This window comes from Streptomyces sp. NPDC091281, from assembly GCF_044757425.1.
GTDB lineage: Bacteria > Actinomycetota > Actinomycetes > Streptomycetales > Streptomycetaceae > Streptomyces.
Genome location: NZ_JBIVUY010000025.1, coordinates 1 through 14,171 on the forward strand (window position 1 = coordinate 1; position 14,171 = coordinate 14,171).

Below are 14,171 nucleotides of genomic sequence, written 5' to 3' on the forward strand. Positions count from 1 at the left end.
TCGACGCCTCCCTCCCCTACGCCTCCACCCTCTGCGGCGCCTGCTACGACGTCTGCCCCGTCGCCATCGACATCCCCGACATCCTCGTCCACCTCAGGGAGCGGGTGGTCGAGGGCGGGCCCGCGACGCGCGACGGCAGCAAGGTCGTCCTGCGGCCCGCGAAGGGGCACGCCGCGGAGCGGGCGGCGATGCGCGCGGCGGGGTGGGCGTTCGGCCGGCCCGGTGTCCTGCGCGCCGGGCAGCGGCTGGCGTCCCGCGCCCGGCGGTTGCGGCCCCGCACCCTGCCGGGGCCCGGCCGGGCGTGGACGGCCGCCCGGGACCTGCCCGAGCCGCCCCCCGAGCCGTTCCGGGACTGGTGGCAGCGCACGAACAGCGGCACCGAGGGAGGTACGGCGTGAGCGGGAGCAGCAGGGAACGCGTCCTCGGCCGGGTCCGCCGCGCCCTGGCCGACGTACCGCGCGACACACCGTCGTACGGAGAGGCGCCGGACGGGTCGTCGTCCGGGGAGTCGGACCGGGGCGCGTACGAGAAGGCGTACGCGGCGGAGGTCTCTCGGGACTATCTGCGCGAGCACGGGGAGCGGAGTGCCGCGGAGACCGTGGACCTGCTGGCGGAGAACCTGGCGGACTACCGGGCGGTCGTGCACCGCTGTACGCCCGACGGTCTAGCGGCGACGGTCGCCGCGACGCTGGCGGCGCGCGGTGCGCGGACCGTCCTGGTGCCGCCCGGTCTGGACCCCGCGTGGCTGGCGGAGACGGGCGCCGAGCGGGTGCCCGACGACCCCGGCAGCAGCCCGTACGCGCTCGACCGGGTGGACAGCGTGGTGACGGCCTGCGCGCTGGCGGTGGCCGAGACGGGCACGCTCGTGCTGGACGGCGGCCCCGACCAGGGGCGGCGCCGGATCACCCTGATCCCCGACCACCACGTGTGTGTCGTGCGGGTGCCCGACCAGGTCGTCGCGTCGGTGCCGCTGGCCCTCGAACGGCTGGACCCGGTCCGCCCGTCGACCTGGATCTCCGGCCCGTCGGCGACCAGCGACATCGAGCTGGACCGGGTGGAGGGGGTGCACGGGCCGCGCGTGCTGGAGGTGATCCTCGTCGGTCCCCCGGCCGAGGCCCCCGCGGAGGAGGCGGCGGGGCCGTCGGCGTCGGTTCAGCTGTAGGTCATCGGGCGGCCGTGCCGCAGGGAGTACTCGGCGGCGCGGAGGTGCACGGCGACGTAGAACGCGGTGTCCAGGTCGTCCGTCCAGGGGCCGGGGCGGGTGGGCGCGGTGCGGCGCGCGTCGCCCTCCAGGAACCACAGGGTGAGGCCGAGGTTGCCGCCGGTCGCCGGTATCGCGTCCAGGGGCAGGCCGATCGCTCCGGCCAGTCGCCGGGCCGCGGCGAGGGCCTGGGGCGCACCCGCGATCACGGTCTCGTCGTCGTAGGCCGAGCCGAGGGGCAGGGTGACCGGGGTGTCCAGCGAGAGCGGCACGAGGGTCGTCCAGCCGAGCAGCGCGTCCTGCTCGGGCGGCGTGAGGTGGGCGCGGCAGAGCGCGTCGAACCCGGTCATGGGCGGGGCCATCTTCTCCTCGAACCAGCCGGGCGGGTCCTCGGAGGCGGACGGTTCGAACGGCGGGAGGCCGCGCCCGCGCAGCACGCCGTCCAGCGCGGCGGCGACAGCCGCCTGCCCGCCCTCCTCCTCGCCGAACCATTGCCGCCGGTCGATGCTCACCAAATAGACGCCCATGGGGGAAAGCTAGCGGGGGCCACTGACATCGGCCGGTGGGGTGGTGCGCGGCGGGTGACAGTCGGGTGAACAAGCGCTTAGATAGTGCGGGATCTCGCACCGCACCGCACCCGACCGCCGGAGGCCCCGTTGTTCACGTCCGTCGACGACGTCTCCACCCGCCTCGCGGAGGCGGGTTACCTCGCCTCGCCCGCCGTCGCCACGACGGTCTTCCTCGCCGCCCGGCTCGGCAAGCCGCTGCTGGTGGAGGGCCCGGCCGGGGTCGGCAAGACGGAACTCGCGAAGGCGGTCGCCCGGGTCGCGGGCGCCCGCCTGGTCCGCCTCCAGTGCTACGAGGGCGTCGACGAGTCCCGCGCGCTGTACGAGTGGAACCACGCCAAGCAGTTGCTGCGGATCAGCGCGGGCCGGGGCGAGACGTGGGACGAGGCCCGTACGGACATCTTCAGCGAGGAGTTCCTGCTGCCGCGCCCCCTGTTGACGGCGATCCGGGGCGACGAGCCGACGGTGCTGCTGGTCGACGAGACCGACAAGGCCGACGTGGAGGTGGAGGGGCTGCTGCTGGAGGTGCTGGGCGACTTCCAGGTCACGGTGCCGGAGCTGGGCACGATCACCGCGACCCGGCGCCCGTTCACGGTCCTCACCTCGAACGCGACCCGTGAGCTGTCGGAGGCGCTGCGCCGCCGCTGTCTGTTCCTGCACATCGGCTTCCCCGAGGAGGAATTGGAGCGGCGGATCGTCCGGCTGAAGGTGCCGGAGGTGGACGAGGCGCTGGCCGCGTCGGTGGTCCGGGTGGTGGCCGCGCTGCGGGCGATGGACCTGCGCAAGGCGCCGTCGGTCGCGGAGACGGTCGACTGGGCGCGCACCCTGCTCGCGCTCGGCGCGGACACCCTCGACGAGACGCTGGTGCGGGAGACGCTCGGGGTGATCCTCAAGCACCAGGAGGACGTGCTGAAGGCCGCCGCGAAGCTGGACGTGAGCCTGGGCCTGGACGCCGGATGACGGGCGGGGGCGGCGCCGGAAGCGGGCCCGGCGGAGCTGCCGGGCCCGGTGCGGGTGCGGGGGACGGTGCGGGTGCGGGGGACGGTGCGGGTGCGGGGGACGGTGCGGTCGGTGCGCGGCTGACCGGGCTGGTGGCGGCGTTGCGGGCGCACGGGGTGCGGATCGGCACGGGTGAGACGGTGGACGCGGCCGGTGCGGCGGCGGTGCTGGGCTTCGCGGACCGGCGGGTGCTGCGGGAGGGGCTGGCCGCGACGCTGCTGCACTCCCCCGGCCAACGGGCCGTGTTCGACGCCGTGTTCGACCTGTACTTCCCGCACGCGGTCGGCGCTCCGGGCCCGTCGGCGGCGGCCGGGGGCGACGGGCGGGCGGCGCTGCGTGACCGGTTGGCCGCCGCGCTCGCCGACGACGACCGGGCGGCGCTGGCCCGGTTGGCGATCGAGGCCGTCGACGGCTTCGGCGGCTACGGGAGTTCACCGGGTTCGGACGGCTGGTCGGCGTACCAGACGCTGGAACGGCTGCGGCCGCAGACGCTGGTGGCGCGGGTCCGGGACGACCTGCGGGAGCGGGGCGGGGGTGCCGGGTTCACGGGGCGGCTGCTGGAGGACGAGGTGCGGCGGCGGGTGGACGCCTTCCGGGCGCTGGTGGCCGTGGAGGCGCGGCGCCGGGTGGCGGAGCGGCGGGGCCGGGACGAGATCGCCCGCCGTGCGGTGGCCCGGACGGCGGACCGGGTGGACTTCCTGTACGCGGGGAAGGACCGGCTGGCCGAACTGCGGCGTACGGTGCAGCCGTTGGCGCGCAAGCTGGCGACCCGGCTGGCGGCGCGGCGGCGCCGGGCCTCGCGGGGCGCGATCGATCTGCGGCGCACGCTGCGCGGTTCGCTGTCGACGGGCGGGGTGCCGATGCGGCCCGTGCTGCGCCGTCGGCGTCCGGCCCGGCCCGAACTGGTGCTGCTGTGCGACGTGTCGGGCTCGGTGGCGGGGTTCTCCGACTTCACGATGCTGCTGGTGCAGGCGTTGCACGACCAGTTCTCGAAGGTGCGGGTGTTCGCGTTCGTCAACCGGGTCGACGAGGTGACCGGTCTGCTGCGGCGCGGGGCGGCGGACCCGGCGGGGCTCGGGTCCCGGATTCGTGCCGAGGCGTCGCTTACGGCCTGGCACGACAGCAGCGACTACGGGGCCGCGCTGGGCGAGTTCGCGGAGCGGTACGGCGCCGCGGTCGGCCCCCGGACGACGGTGTTCGTGCTGGGGGACGCCCGGACGAACATGGCCGACCCGAACCTGCCCGCCCTGGGGGAGATCGCGGGGCGGGCACGGCGGGTGCACTGGCTCAATCCGGAGCCGCGCGCGCAGTGGGGCACGGGCGACTCGGCGGCACCGGAGTACGCGGCGGTGGCCGGGATGCACGAGTGCCGCACCGCACGGCAGTTGGGTGAACTGGTCGGACGGCTGCTGCCGGTCTGAGGACCGGAGGCACGCGCTGATGGCCTGTCAGGCGTCCTTGGGGCGGGCGTAGTCGGTGGCCATCTGTCCGGCGAAGTCGTAGACGACGACCTGTTCGTCGCCGACGACCCAGGCGTCGTGTCCGGGGGAGCAGACGAAGGCGTCGCCCGGTCCCATCTCGCTCTCGCCGCCGTCGTCCATGCGGATGCGCATGCGGCCCTGCACCATGAAGCCGTTGTGGTGGACCATGCAGCTGTCGGTCCCGACGATCGGGCCGACCGACTCCGACCAGCGCCAGCCGGGTTCGAAGGTCGCCACGGCGAAGTCGAGGCCGGTCATGTGGACGGCTTCGAGGTGGCCGCGGGGGAAATCGCGCCGCTCGTCGGGCTTGTCGAGCGTCTTCACTTCCAGCATGACGCTCCTCCTCCCTTCCGGCCGCGTCCGCGCGCGGCCCGGGGCCGGTCCCCCGGCGGCCCTGGACGTCACCGGCGGCGGCCGCACCCCACGTCCATCGTCCGCCCGCACCCCGGGCGCCGCCATTCGGGTGAACCCGGTGGGTGCGGGCCCGCCGGGGCGGTTCAGTCGCCGTCGGCGCAGAGCCGGGCGAAGCGGTCGGTGTCGATGTTCCCGCCGGAGAGGATGACGCCGACGCGGTCCGGGAGATCGGGGACGTGGCCCGCGAGGAGGGCGGCCAGCGGGGTGGCGCCGCTCGGCTCGATCACGATCTTCAGCCGTTCGAAGGCGAACCGCATCGCGGCGCGGATCTCGTCGTCGGTGACGAGGGCGATCGCGTCGACGAGCCGCCGGTTCACCGAGAACGTCAGCTCGCCGGGGGTGTCGATGGCCTGCCCGTCGGCGATGGTCCTCGGCATCGGCACGGTGACCCGCCGGCCCTCGGCGAGCGAGCGCCGGGTGTCGTCCCCGGCCTCGGGCTCGACGCCGACGACGCGGATTCCCGGGTGGAGGCCCTTGGCGGCGGTCGCGCTGCCCGCGATCAGCCCGCCGCCGCCCACCGGCACCACCAGCGCCCCCACCTCCCCCTCGTCCTCCAGGAGTTCCAGCGCGGCGGTGCCCTGGCCCGCGATCACGTCGGGGTGCTCGTAGGGCGGGATCAGGGTCAGTCCGCGTGCGGCGGCCAGGGCTTCGGCGATCGCGGCACGGTCGCCGGTGTAGCGGTCGTACGTCACGATCTCGGCGCCGAGTGCCTCGGTGGCCGCGCGCTTGGAGCGGGGGGTGTCCTCGGGCATGACGATCACGGCGCTGGTGCCGAGTTCGCGGGCGGCGAGGGCGACGGCCTGGGCGTGGTTGCCGGACGAGTAGGCGGCGATGCCGCGGGCGCGCTGCTCCGGGGTGAGGCGGGAGGCCGCGTGGTAGGCGCCGCGGAACTTGAAGGCGCCGATCCGCTGGAAGTTCTCGCACTTCAGCAGGGTCTCGGCGCCGACGAGGGCGTCCAGGGTCCGCGAGCGCAGGACGGGGGTGCGGTGGGCGATGCCGTGCAGCCGGGCGGCGGCGGCGCGGACGTCGTCGAGGGTGATCGGCGGGGGTGCGGTCGTCACGGGTGGGCTCCCTGAGGGGTGTCGTCCGGGCGGCCGTCGGGGCCGGTCCGGGCCTGGGACAGATAGCTGTAGGCGGAGGCGCGGGAGATGCCGAGGCGGGCGGCGACCTGTTCGACGGAGCGGCGGACGGCGAACACGCCCCGCTCGTCGAGGGCGCGGAACAGTGCCAGGCGCCGGGGCCGGTCGAGTCCGGCCCAGTCCTGGCCGGGCCGGTTCCGGCCGGGCAGGTGCGCGTCGAGGAGGGCGTCGAGCACGGTGTCGATGTCGTCGCCGAAGGTCGTCACGGGCGGCTCGGCGGCGGGGCGGGCCGGGGCGCTCCCCGGGTCCGGTTCCGGGGCCGGGCCGCCGCCGAGGGCGGTGAGCAGGGCGCGGACCCGGTCGACCTCGGTGACGTCGACGTTGACGCAGAGGGCGCCGAACACCGAGCCGGACGCGTCGCGGAGCAGCATCGTCGACGACTTCACGAGCTGTCCGGCGGCGGTGCGGGTGAGGTAGTTCAGCTCGTCGGCGGCGCGGTCGCCGCGGGCGAGGGCGCGCAGCCCGATCTCGCTCATGGCCCCGCCGACGCTGCGGCCGGTCACCGTGCCCGCGACGGCCACGACGGACCGTTCGGGCCGCCGGTAGTCGTGCAGCACGACCTCGCAGACCGGCCCGAAGGTCGCCGCGATCCCGTCCACGACGGGCCGCAGCGCCCGCAGGATCGCGTCCCGCTCACTGTCGAGCCGCTCGTCGCCCGCCATCCGCACGTCTCCCCACCGCTCGCTTCACCGCCATCTCCAGGTTAGACGATAAATCCAGCGCTTGGACAGACCGTCCAAAGCGAGGACGGCTCGGGGGGCGGCAACGGCCGGTCACGGGGATCGGCGGCGGCGCGGACGGACCACGCCCGCGCCCGTGGGCTCAGAGCGTCCACCACCAGCGTTCGAGGTCCTGGTCGGCGGCGAACTCCAGCGGGGCGGCGTAGGGCGACCGGCGCGCGGCGTCCAGCGCCCCGGTGCGACGGACGACGGCGCGCAGTTCCCGTACGGCGGGCAGCTCGGCAAGTTCCTCGACGTCGTACGGACAGCCCACGGGGCCGCCGACGAGGGTCTCGCAGCCGAACGCGAACCAGAGGGCGACGAGGTCGGTGTCCCCCTCCTTCTCGGCGGCGAGGGCGACGTCGCGGACCACGTCGACGAGGGGGACGCGGCGCGGCGGGACGGCGTCGGGGCCGGTCAGCTCCCCGGCGTCGACCATGCGCCGCCACAGGTCGGTTCCGGCGTCGCAGTAGAGATACGGCGGGTCGACGTAGCCGTCCTGGAGCCAGGAGTCGTAGCCGTCGAAGTCGGGGGCCTCCTCGTCGAAGGTCCGCAGGCCGGTGAACCCGGTCAGCGCGTCGAAGAAGGCGGACCGCTCGGCGTGGTCGGGGTGGCGGTCGAGCGGGAAACGGTAGGTGTGGCGGCGACGCAGCAGGGCGTCCATGACGCGGAAGTGGGTGAACGAGCAGTCGTAGCCGCTCTGGAAGGCGTACAGCGCGGCGAACCGGTCCCGGACGCCCGGGTCGCCGGGGGCGGCGTGGGTGTCGAGCAGGCGGACGGAGTCCGCGACCAGGTCCTCGATCTCGTGCATGGACATCGGAGCGTCCCCCTCGTCGGGCGCCCGGGGGTTCGGGCTCTCCGTATCCCATCACCCGCCACCGACACCCGGGCCGGGGGACGGTGCGGCGGTCGGCCGGGGGGACGGTGGGCCGGTCAGTCCTGGTCCGCGCCCAGCGCCTCGGCGATGAGGCGGGTGGCGAAGTCGCGGTCGTCGGTGAGGCGGTTGATGTGTTCCGCGAGGAGGAGGGCCGTCGCTTCGAGCGGGTTCATCTCCTCGCCGGTCCAGTCGCCGTACTGCTTGCGCCACAGGGTGGGGCTCAGTCCGGTGCCCGCGGCGACGACGAGGCCCGCCATGGTGGGGACGGCCTCGGCGGGCACGCTCTTCGGCATCATGCGCAACGAGGCCACGAATCCCGGCAGCACGTACTCGATGACGTCCTTGTCGTGGTGGTCGTAGGCGGCCCGCAGCCACTGCATGAACATGTAGACGAGGGTGCAGGCGCCGTCCACCAGGTCCTCGACCTCGGCCGGGCCGAGCGAGGCGGTGAACTGCTCGATCAGCTGGGCGTGTTCGGGGTCGGACTCGGTGTTGTTGCCGTAGATGGAGCGCAGCCGGGAGTCGATCGCCATCAACGCGGTTCCCACGTCACCGGCGGGGGCGTACTGCGGGTCGCAGGGTGAGGGCTGCACCGGGTTCCTCCTGAAGTCACCGTGAGCGACATTGTGTGCTCGTACGGTAACGCGCGGCGGCTGGGGCAGTCCGGCGAACGCACGGATGGGGGCCCGCCGCCGGAACGCTGCCGCCCACGCGCACCGCTGCTTTCCGGCCACCGCGGAGTGATGGTCCGCCGCGGAGTGACACCACCGGTTCCGGGGGCCTCACCCGTCGCACCGGACCTGCCGGCCCCGCTCCTCCCCACGCGCCCGCCGCCGAGGCCGGTCCAAGGGTGGCAACGTCAATTGGCCTTTACCTAGGATGGGTTGCCCACCGCGTCAGCCCTCGGCGCGGGCCCGGACCTGGGGGAAGAGATGCAGCCTGGCAAGCAGCTGTCCACGTCCATCGACGCCACGGTGCCCACGGCCGCCCGCATGTACGACCACTATCTGGGCGGCAAGGACAACTACGCGGCGGACCGGGCGGCCTGCGAGGAACTGGACAAGGTCGTCCCCAGCACCCGCGCCCTCGCGCTGAACAACCGGCGCTTCCTCCAGCGGGTGGTGAGGACGCTGACGCGGGAGCACGGTGTCCGGCAGTACCTCGACCACGGGTCCGGCCTGCCCACGCAGGACAACGTGCACCAGGTCGCGCAGGGCATCGACCCGACCGCGCGTGTCGTCTACGTCGACAACGACCCGATGGTCCTGGTCCACGGCCGGGCCCTGCTGGAGCAGGACGAGCGCACCACGGTCATCCACGCCGACCTCCGGGAGACCGACGCCATCTTCGGCCACCCCGACACGCGGCGGCTGATCGACTTCTCCGAGCCGGTGGCCGTGCTGTTCAACTCGGTCTTCCACTGCATCCCGGACAGTGACACCGACGGACCGGCCGCCGTGGTCCGCCGCGTCGTCGAACACCTCGCTCCGGGCAGCTTCCTGGTGATGTGTCAGCTCGTCAGCGAGGACCAGGAGGTACGGGACTTCGTGACCGGGTTCATGGACCAGGCCACGCAGGGCCACTGGGGGCGGGTGCGCCAGGAGGCGGACGTCCGGGCGCTGTTCGAGGGCACGGAGATCCTGGAACCGGGGCTCGTGGAGGTCTCCACCTGGCGGCCGGACACGGAGGTGGCACCGCGCCAACTCACCACGGAGTGGATCGAGTTCGGCGGAGTGGCCCGCCTGCCCTGACGTCGACCGGCCCCGCCCGCAGGAGCCCGACCGGGGCGCGCGCCCCGGTTCGGCCGGTGACCGGTCCCCGACTTCCACCGCGCACCACCTCACCCGCCCCCGCCCCGACCGCACGCGTCCGCGGGCACACGACGCGGCGGACGCACGGGATCACCGGGCGAGATCCGGCCACGGAACGGGATTCAGGAGCGGGCGTACGTCCGGTCAGGGAGCGGGGTAGCGGCTCTCCATGGTGTCCCTCAACCGGGCCAGGGACTCACGGGGGTTGAGCGCCTCGTCGGCCAGCCGGTCCAGCGTGACCCGGTACTCCTCCGTCTCGTCCCGGTCCTCCAGGAACTGCGCGCTCCTGATCTGCTCCAGGTACACCACGTCGGGCAGATCCGAGCCGCCGAAGCGGAGATAGGTGACCGGTATGCCGGGCGCGGAGGCGTGGGTGACGTCCAACGGCACGACCTGGACCGTGACATGGGGCAGCGCGGCCATCTCGACCAGGTGCGCGAGCTGGTCCCGCATCACCCCGGGGCCGCCGAGGACGCGCAGCAGCACCGACTCGTCGACGACGGCCCACAACCGCGGGGCGTCGGGCCGCGCCAGCAACTGGGTGCGCCGCGTCCGCAGCTCCACCCGGCGCTCGATCTCCCGGGCGGGCGCCGACGGCAGGCCCCGCTCGACGACGGCACGGGTGTACGCGGGCACCTGCAACAGGCCCGGCACGTACTGGATCTCGAAGGTGCGGATGGCGGTGGCCGCCTCCTGGAGGCCCACCAGCCGGTCGAACCACTCGGGCATCAGCCGCTTGTCGTAGCGCTGCCACCAGCCGGGCTCCCCGGCCTGTCGGAGCAGTTGGAGCAGGACCGACGCCTCGTACTCCTCGGCGCCGTACAGCGCCAGCAGCGCGCGGACGTCGTTCTCGGTGGGCGGGCGGCGCCCCTTGCCCGCCTCGATCCGCGACAGCTTGGCCGGGCTGAACCCGAGCCGGCGCGCGGCCTGTTCCTGGGCGAGCCCGGCGTCCTCACGCATCCCGGCGAGCTGCACGCCGACCAGCATTTTCAGCAAGGTCGGCGCGGGCTCCGGGCGGTTCAGATACGGTTCGAGGCGGGAGACGCGAGGTGACTCGGCGGACATCCTGACTCCCCGTGGACCGGCGGACTGTGCCTTCACAGTTCCCGCGATTATCGCACCCGAACACCTCCGGCCGCACGGGGCAAGGGAGTTGCTCGCTGCCCCGCCCCGGCGACCGGCCGCACCGGCCACGCGTCGGCCTCCCGCGACCGCAGGAGCCCGCAATCCGCGAGAGACCGGAGGGGAGGGGCTACAGCAGGTGGTCGAACTCCCCTCCCTTGGCCCCGGCGACGAACGCCGCCATCTCCGCGGGCGTGTAGACGAGCGCCGGACCCTCGGGGTCACGGGAGTTGCGCACGGCGACCCCTCCCCCGTCCAGGGCGGCCACCTCGACACAGTTGCCCTCGGCGTTGCTGTGGCTGCTCTTGATCCACTGGACACCCAGCGCGCTCGCGCGCGTTCCGTTCGGTACTGACGACACTGCACTCTCCTCGCTGAGTACGCGCAATTTCCCGTGAAATTGCACGAGGACATCGTCAGCGTGGATAATAGCCGTGCCGTCAACCGCACTTCACCGAAACCGTTCTGACGCTGCCTCAGGGAGATGCCATGTCATCACCTGCGCGATTCCGGAGCCCCCCGCCCGTCGACGTCCCGTCCCGGACGGTCGTGCTCCCCCTCAGGAACAGCCGGGAAGGCTTCGCCGAGGCGCGGGAGTTCACCCAGCGCACGCTCGACGCGTGGGGGCTGGCGCACTGCACCGACGACGCGCTGACGGTGGTCGGCGAACTGACCTCCAACGCGGTGCTGCACGCCCTGTCGGACCCGGCGCGCCTGGCGCACCCACCCCGTCCGACCCAGCACGCGCCCCGCCCGGCGCACTCCCCGCACGCGGCCCACCCCGCACCCGGCTCCCCTTCCGCACCGTCCCCGCTTCCGCCGTCCCTCCCGTCGACACGGCACCGCCTCTGCGCGCCCTCCCCCGTGCCCGGCGCCCGGCTCCGCCTCAGCCTGCGCCGTTCACTGCTGATGTGCGCCGTGACCGACCCGAGCGACACCCTGCCCGTACCTCCGCATGCAGCGGACAGCCTGCTGGACTTCGGCCGCGGACTGCACCTCGTCGAAGCCCTCTCGCACCACTGGGGCTGGACCCGGCGCGTCCCCGTGGGCAAGACCGTCTGGGCCATGCTGCCGACCCGCCCCACCACCTGAGATGACTGCCACCGACCGTTCCACCCCGCTGGAGGACCTGGGCCACGTGCCGTGGCCCGAGATCACGGACTCCACCGGCTCCGCCGAAGCCATACCCGACCTGCTCACCACCGTCGCCGTCGGCGACGCCGACACCGCGGGCCCCGCACTGGGCCAACTCCGGCAGCGCATCTGCCAGTACGGGTTCGTGGTGGGCCAGGCCACCGCCGCCACCGTGCCGTTCCTCTGGGAACTGGTCCGGCTGCCGCAGGTCACCTGCCGCGTCGAGATACTGCATCTGCTGAAGAGCATCGCCGACGCCCGCCAGTGGGAGACCACCGCCGAGGCCTACCCCAAACTCCTGCGCCGCCGCGAACGGTACGTGGAGTGGGAACGCGACGCCCGGCACGCCGTGCACGCCCAGCGGGGCGTCCTGCGCCACCTCCTCGACGAACCGGACCGTGAACTCGTCCGGGCGAGCAGGGAACTCGCCGACACCCTCACCGAGCGGTGAGCCGCTAGGTTGTCGCCATGAGCAACCTTGACCGCTCGCCCGTGCCCAGCGTGTGCGGCGGACGCGGATTCGTCGTCGCCGAGCCCGTACGGGAACTGCTGAGCCCCCGGCACGTCCGGCTCGGCGAGTCCACCGAGGTACGCCGACTGCTGCCCAACCTCGGCCGCCGCATGATCGGCGCCTGGGCCTTCGTCGACCACTACGGCCCCGACGACATCGCCGACGAACCCGGCATGCAGGTCCCGCCCCACCCGCACATCGGCCTCCAGACCGTCAGCTGGCTCCACGACGGCGAGGTGCTGCACCGCGACTCCACCGGCAGCCTCCGGACGATCCGCCCCCGGGAACTGGGCCTGATGACGTCCGGGCGGGCGATCAGCCACTCCGAGGAGAGCCCCCGCCCGCACGCCCGCCTCCTGCACGGCGCGCAGCTCTGGGTCGCCCTGCCCGACGCGCACCGCCACACCGAACCGCACTTCGAGCACCACGCCGACCTGCCCACCGTCACCGCGCCCGGCCTCACCGCCACCGTCATCCTCGGCACCCTCGACGGCAGCCGCTCCCCCGGCACCACGTACTCCCCGCTCGTCGGCGCCGACCTCGCCCTGACCCGCGGCGCCGACGTCCGCCTCCCCCTCGACCCCGACTTCGAGTACGGCGTGCTGTCCATGTCCGGCGAGGCCCACGTCGACGGCGTCCCCGTCCTGCCCGGCTCGATGCTCTACCTCGGCTGCGGCCGCACCGAACTCCCCCTGCGCGCCGCCTCCGACGCGGGCCTCATGCTCCTCGGCGGCGAACCGTTCGAGGAGGAGCTGATCATGTGGTGGAACTTTGTCGCCCGCACCCAGGCCGAGATCGAACAGGCCCGCGCGGACTGGACGACCGGCACCCGCTTCGGCCAGGTGAAGGGCTACGACGGCGCTCCCCTGCCCGCCCCCGACCTGCCGCCGACACCGCTGAAGCCCCGCGGACGGGTGCGCTGAGCGGAGAGGCCACCGGAACACGGCCTCCCCGCCTCACACGGATGGTGACGTTCCGTCAGATCCAGGGCGCGGGTGCGCCGAGGGTGGCGAAGTCGACGGAATCGATCTCCGCGTAGCAGTCGCCCTTGGCGAACCGCAGGGTGTTGGCGCCCTGCCGCAACGTCACGTCGACGCCGGTCAGCGTCCACTCGTCCCAGCCGAGCGAGGGGTAAGTGACGTCGCGCGCCGCGCCGTTGACGGTCAGCCGGTGTCCGCAGTCGGTGCCCATCCCGTTGCCCGCACGGACGTACATGCGGTAGCCGCCGGTGTAGGGAGCGTCGATCCGGTACTCCAGGTAGCTGTCGGCGTAGTCGATGTACCCGGCCTTCCGACCGCCGGACGCCGCCGGGTGGTCGATGATCCGGCCGTGGTTCAGCGTCGCGTAGGCCGGGTTCTCGGCCTCCCAGCGCGTCACCGGGGAGGAGACCAGGGCCGCGTACCAGCGCGCGGCCATCTTCGCGTAGCCGCCCGCCGTCGGATGCACACCGTCGGCGAGATCGGCCGGGGTCAGCGCGCCGGCCATCGGTACGAAGTGCACGCGACGCCCCTCGGCCGCGAGGCCGGAGACCACGCCGGGGACCGCGGCGTTGAACCGCTGCACGCGTGCGGCGCCCGCCGGGTCGGCCAGCGGGACGAGGTCGGAGACGAACACGTCGGCGCCGGGCGCGGCGGCGGTGAGGTGCTCGACCAGGGTGCGCAGCCGCGCGGGCGCTCCCGCGGGGTCGAAGTTCTGGACCATGTCGTTGGTGCCGATGTGCAGCAGGATCGTGCGCGGTGACGTGGCGCGCACCCACTCGGCGGCACGGGCGTCGATCTGCTCGATGCGCCAGCCGGAGTGGCCCTCGTGGTCGTGGTCGCCCAGCCGGGCGGGCCCGTTGGACTGCGAGCCGACGAAGTCGTCGCGGTGACCGTCGGCCGCCAGGTACTGCCAGAGGTCGGCCCGGTAGCCGCCGGGCACGTTGAAGCCGTCGGTGATGGAGTCGCCCAGCGGCATGATGCGGACCCCGCCGTTCGACTCGGCGTGGGCCGTGGTGGCGGGCAGGACCAGCGCCGCCAGCGCGGAGAGAAGGACGGGCAGGGCGGCACGGACGGCCAGGGCCGCCAGGGGTCGTCTGATGCGCATGGCGCCTCCAGGACGTGGGGGGGTGCCTCTATGTCTTTCGTCAAGCGAGGCGTGGGGTTCGGGGTTCGTAGAAGGTGCCGTCGCGGAGCATCGCGAACAGCACGTTGATCCG

17 protein-coding genes are annotated in these 14,171 nt (G+C 73.8%); 8 read left to right on the forward strand and 9 right to left on the reverse strand.

Annotated elements, in window-relative coordinates:
* Together ACIQPQ_RS37430 and ACIQPQ_RS37435 are read left to right on the forward strand one after the other, a co-directional pair.
* Positions 1 to 398: lactate utilisation protein LutB domain-containing protein (locus ACIQPQ_RS37430; RefSeq protein WP_401313386.1), on the forward strand; the 398-nt coding region annotated here is incomplete at its 5' end.
* A complete protein-coding gene (locus ACIQPQ_RS37435; protein ID WP_401313389.1) occupies positions 395 to 1,162 on the forward strand; it encodes a lactate utilization protein C in 768 nt (255 codons plus the stop codon). The genes ACIQPQ_RS37430 and ACIQPQ_RS37435, both read left to right, overlap by 4 nt.
* Here the strand turns inward: ACIQPQ_RS37435 and ACIQPQ_RS37440 are convergent.
* Positions 1,153 to 1,728, reverse strand: a complete 576-nt coding sequence (locus tag ACIQPQ_RS37440; RefSeq protein ID WP_401313392.1) for a hypothetical protein — start codon at positions 1,726 to 1,728, stop codon at positions 1,153 to 1,155. The genes ACIQPQ_RS37435 and ACIQPQ_RS37440 overlap by 10 nt on opposite strands.
* Positions 1,729 to 1,857: 129 nt before the next feature.
* Here ACIQPQ_RS37440 and ACIQPQ_RS37445 point away from each other — a divergent pair, with 129 nt between their 5' ends.
* Positions 1,858 to 2,727, forward strand: coding sequence for an AAA family ATPase (locus ACIQPQ_RS37445; protein WP_401313395.1), 870 nt, complete (start codon positions 1,858 to 1,860; stop codon positions 2,725 to 2,727).
* Between the two features lie 155 nt (positions 2,728 to 2,882).
* On the forward strand, positions 2,883 to 4,187 hold the full coding sequence (locus ACIQPQ_RS37450; RefSeq protein WP_401313397.1) for a VWA domain-containing protein: 1,305 nt from the start codon (positions 2,883 to 2,885) through the stop codon (positions 4,185 to 4,187).
* Positions 4,188 to 4,214: 27 nt separating this feature from the next.
* Here the strand turns inward: ACIQPQ_RS37450 and ACIQPQ_RS37455 are convergent, their stop codons facing one another.
* The 5 genes from ACIQPQ_RS37455 to ACIQPQ_RS37475 all read right to left on the reverse strand — a co-directional run bounded on the left by ACIQPQ_RS37455 (position 4,215) and on the right by ACIQPQ_RS37475 (position 7,929).
* On the reverse strand, positions 4,215 to 4,580 hold the full coding sequence (locus ACIQPQ_RS37455; RefSeq protein WP_383778649.1) for a cupin domain-containing protein: 366 nt from the start codon (positions 4,578 to 4,580) through the stop codon (positions 4,215 to 4,217).
* Positions 4,581 to 4,744: 164 nt separating this feature from the next.
* A complete protein-coding gene (locus ACIQPQ_RS37460; protein ID WP_401313401.1) occupies positions 4,745 to 5,722 on the reverse strand; it encodes a pyridoxal-phosphate dependent enzyme in 978 nt (325 codons plus the stop codon).
* Positions 5,719 to 6,462, reverse strand: a complete 744-nt coding sequence (locus ACIQPQ_RS37465) for a transcriptional regulator (RefSeq protein ID WP_401313403.1) — start codon at positions 6,460 to 6,462, stop codon at positions 5,719 to 5,721. The genes ACIQPQ_RS37460 and ACIQPQ_RS37465 overlap by 4 nt, the downstream gene beginning before the upstream one ends.
* Before the next feature lie 160 nt (positions 6,463 to 6,622).
* Positions 6,623 to 7,336, reverse strand: a complete 714-nt coding sequence (locus ACIQPQ_RS37470; RefSeq protein ID WP_401313406.1) for a hypothetical protein — start codon at positions 7,334 to 7,336, stop codon at positions 6,623 to 6,625.
* A 116-nt stretch (positions 7,337 to 7,452) separates the two neighbouring features.
* Entirely contained in the window at positions 7,453 to 7,929 is a 477-nt protein-coding gene (locus ACIQPQ_RS37475; protein WP_383778726.1) for a hypothetical protein, read from the reverse strand.
* A 399-nt stretch (positions 7,930 to 8,328) separates the two neighbouring features.
* Here ACIQPQ_RS37475 and ACIQPQ_RS37480 point away from each other — a divergent pair, with 399 nt between their 5' ends.
* Entirely contained in the window at positions 8,329 to 9,147 is an 819-nt protein-coding gene (locus tag ACIQPQ_RS37480) for an SAM-dependent methyltransferase (RefSeq protein WP_383778728.1), read from the forward strand.
* Between the two features lie 204 nt (positions 9,148 to 9,351).
* Here ACIQPQ_RS37480 and ACIQPQ_RS37485 read toward each other — a convergent pair whose 3' ends face one another.
* Both ACIQPQ_RS37485 and ACIQPQ_RS37490 read right to left on the reverse strand, forming a co-directional pair.
* Complete coding sequence (locus tag ACIQPQ_RS37485) at positions 9,352 to 10,272, reverse strand: helix-turn-helix domain-containing protein (protein ID WP_401313408.1); 921 nt, start codon at positions 10,270 to 10,272, stop codon at positions 9,352 to 9,354.
* 187 nt (positions 10,273 to 10,459) lie between these two features.
* Positions 10,460 to 10,690 carry a DUF397 domain-containing protein gene (locus ACIQPQ_RS37490; protein ID WP_383778658.1) on the reverse strand — a complete coding sequence of 77 codons (231 nt, stop codon included), beginning with the start codon at positions 10,688 to 10,690 and terminating at the stop codon, positions 10,460 to 10,462.
* Positions 10,691 to 10,878: 188 nt separating this feature from the next.
* Between ACIQPQ_RS37490 and ACIQPQ_RS37495 the strand changes: the two genes are divergently transcribed.
* From ACIQPQ_RS37495 to ACIQPQ_RS37505, 3 genes are read left to right on the forward strand one after another with little or no spacing between them, the layout of a single operon-like run.
* Positions 10,879 to 11,421, forward strand: a complete 543-nt coding sequence (locus ACIQPQ_RS37495; RefSeq protein WP_401313411.1) for an ATP-binding protein — start codon at positions 10,879 to 10,881, stop codon at positions 11,419 to 11,421.
* Position 11,422: 1 nt separating this feature from the next.
* Positions 11,423 to 11,914 carry a hypothetical protein gene (locus ACIQPQ_RS37500; RefSeq protein WP_401313414.1) on the forward strand — a complete coding sequence of 164 codons (492 nt, stop codon included), beginning with the start codon at positions 11,423 to 11,425 and terminating at the stop codon, positions 11,912 to 11,914.
* A gap of 17 nt (positions 11,915 to 11,931) precedes the next feature.
* A complete protein-coding gene (locus ACIQPQ_RS37505; protein WP_401313417.1) occupies positions 11,932 to 12,897 on the forward strand; it encodes a pirin family protein in 966 nt (321 codons plus the stop codon).
* A 55-nt stretch (positions 12,898 to 12,952) separates the two neighbouring features.
* Here ACIQPQ_RS37505 and ACIQPQ_RS37510 read toward each other — a convergent pair whose 3' ends face one another.
* Positions 12,953 to 14,059 carry a GDSL-type esterase/lipase family protein gene (locus tag ACIQPQ_RS37510; RefSeq protein WP_401313420.1) on the reverse strand — a complete coding sequence of 369 codons (1,107 nt, stop codon included), beginning with the start codon at positions 14,057 to 14,059 and terminating at the stop codon, positions 12,953 to 12,955.
* Positions 14,060 to 14,171 lie beyond the last annotated feature (112 nt).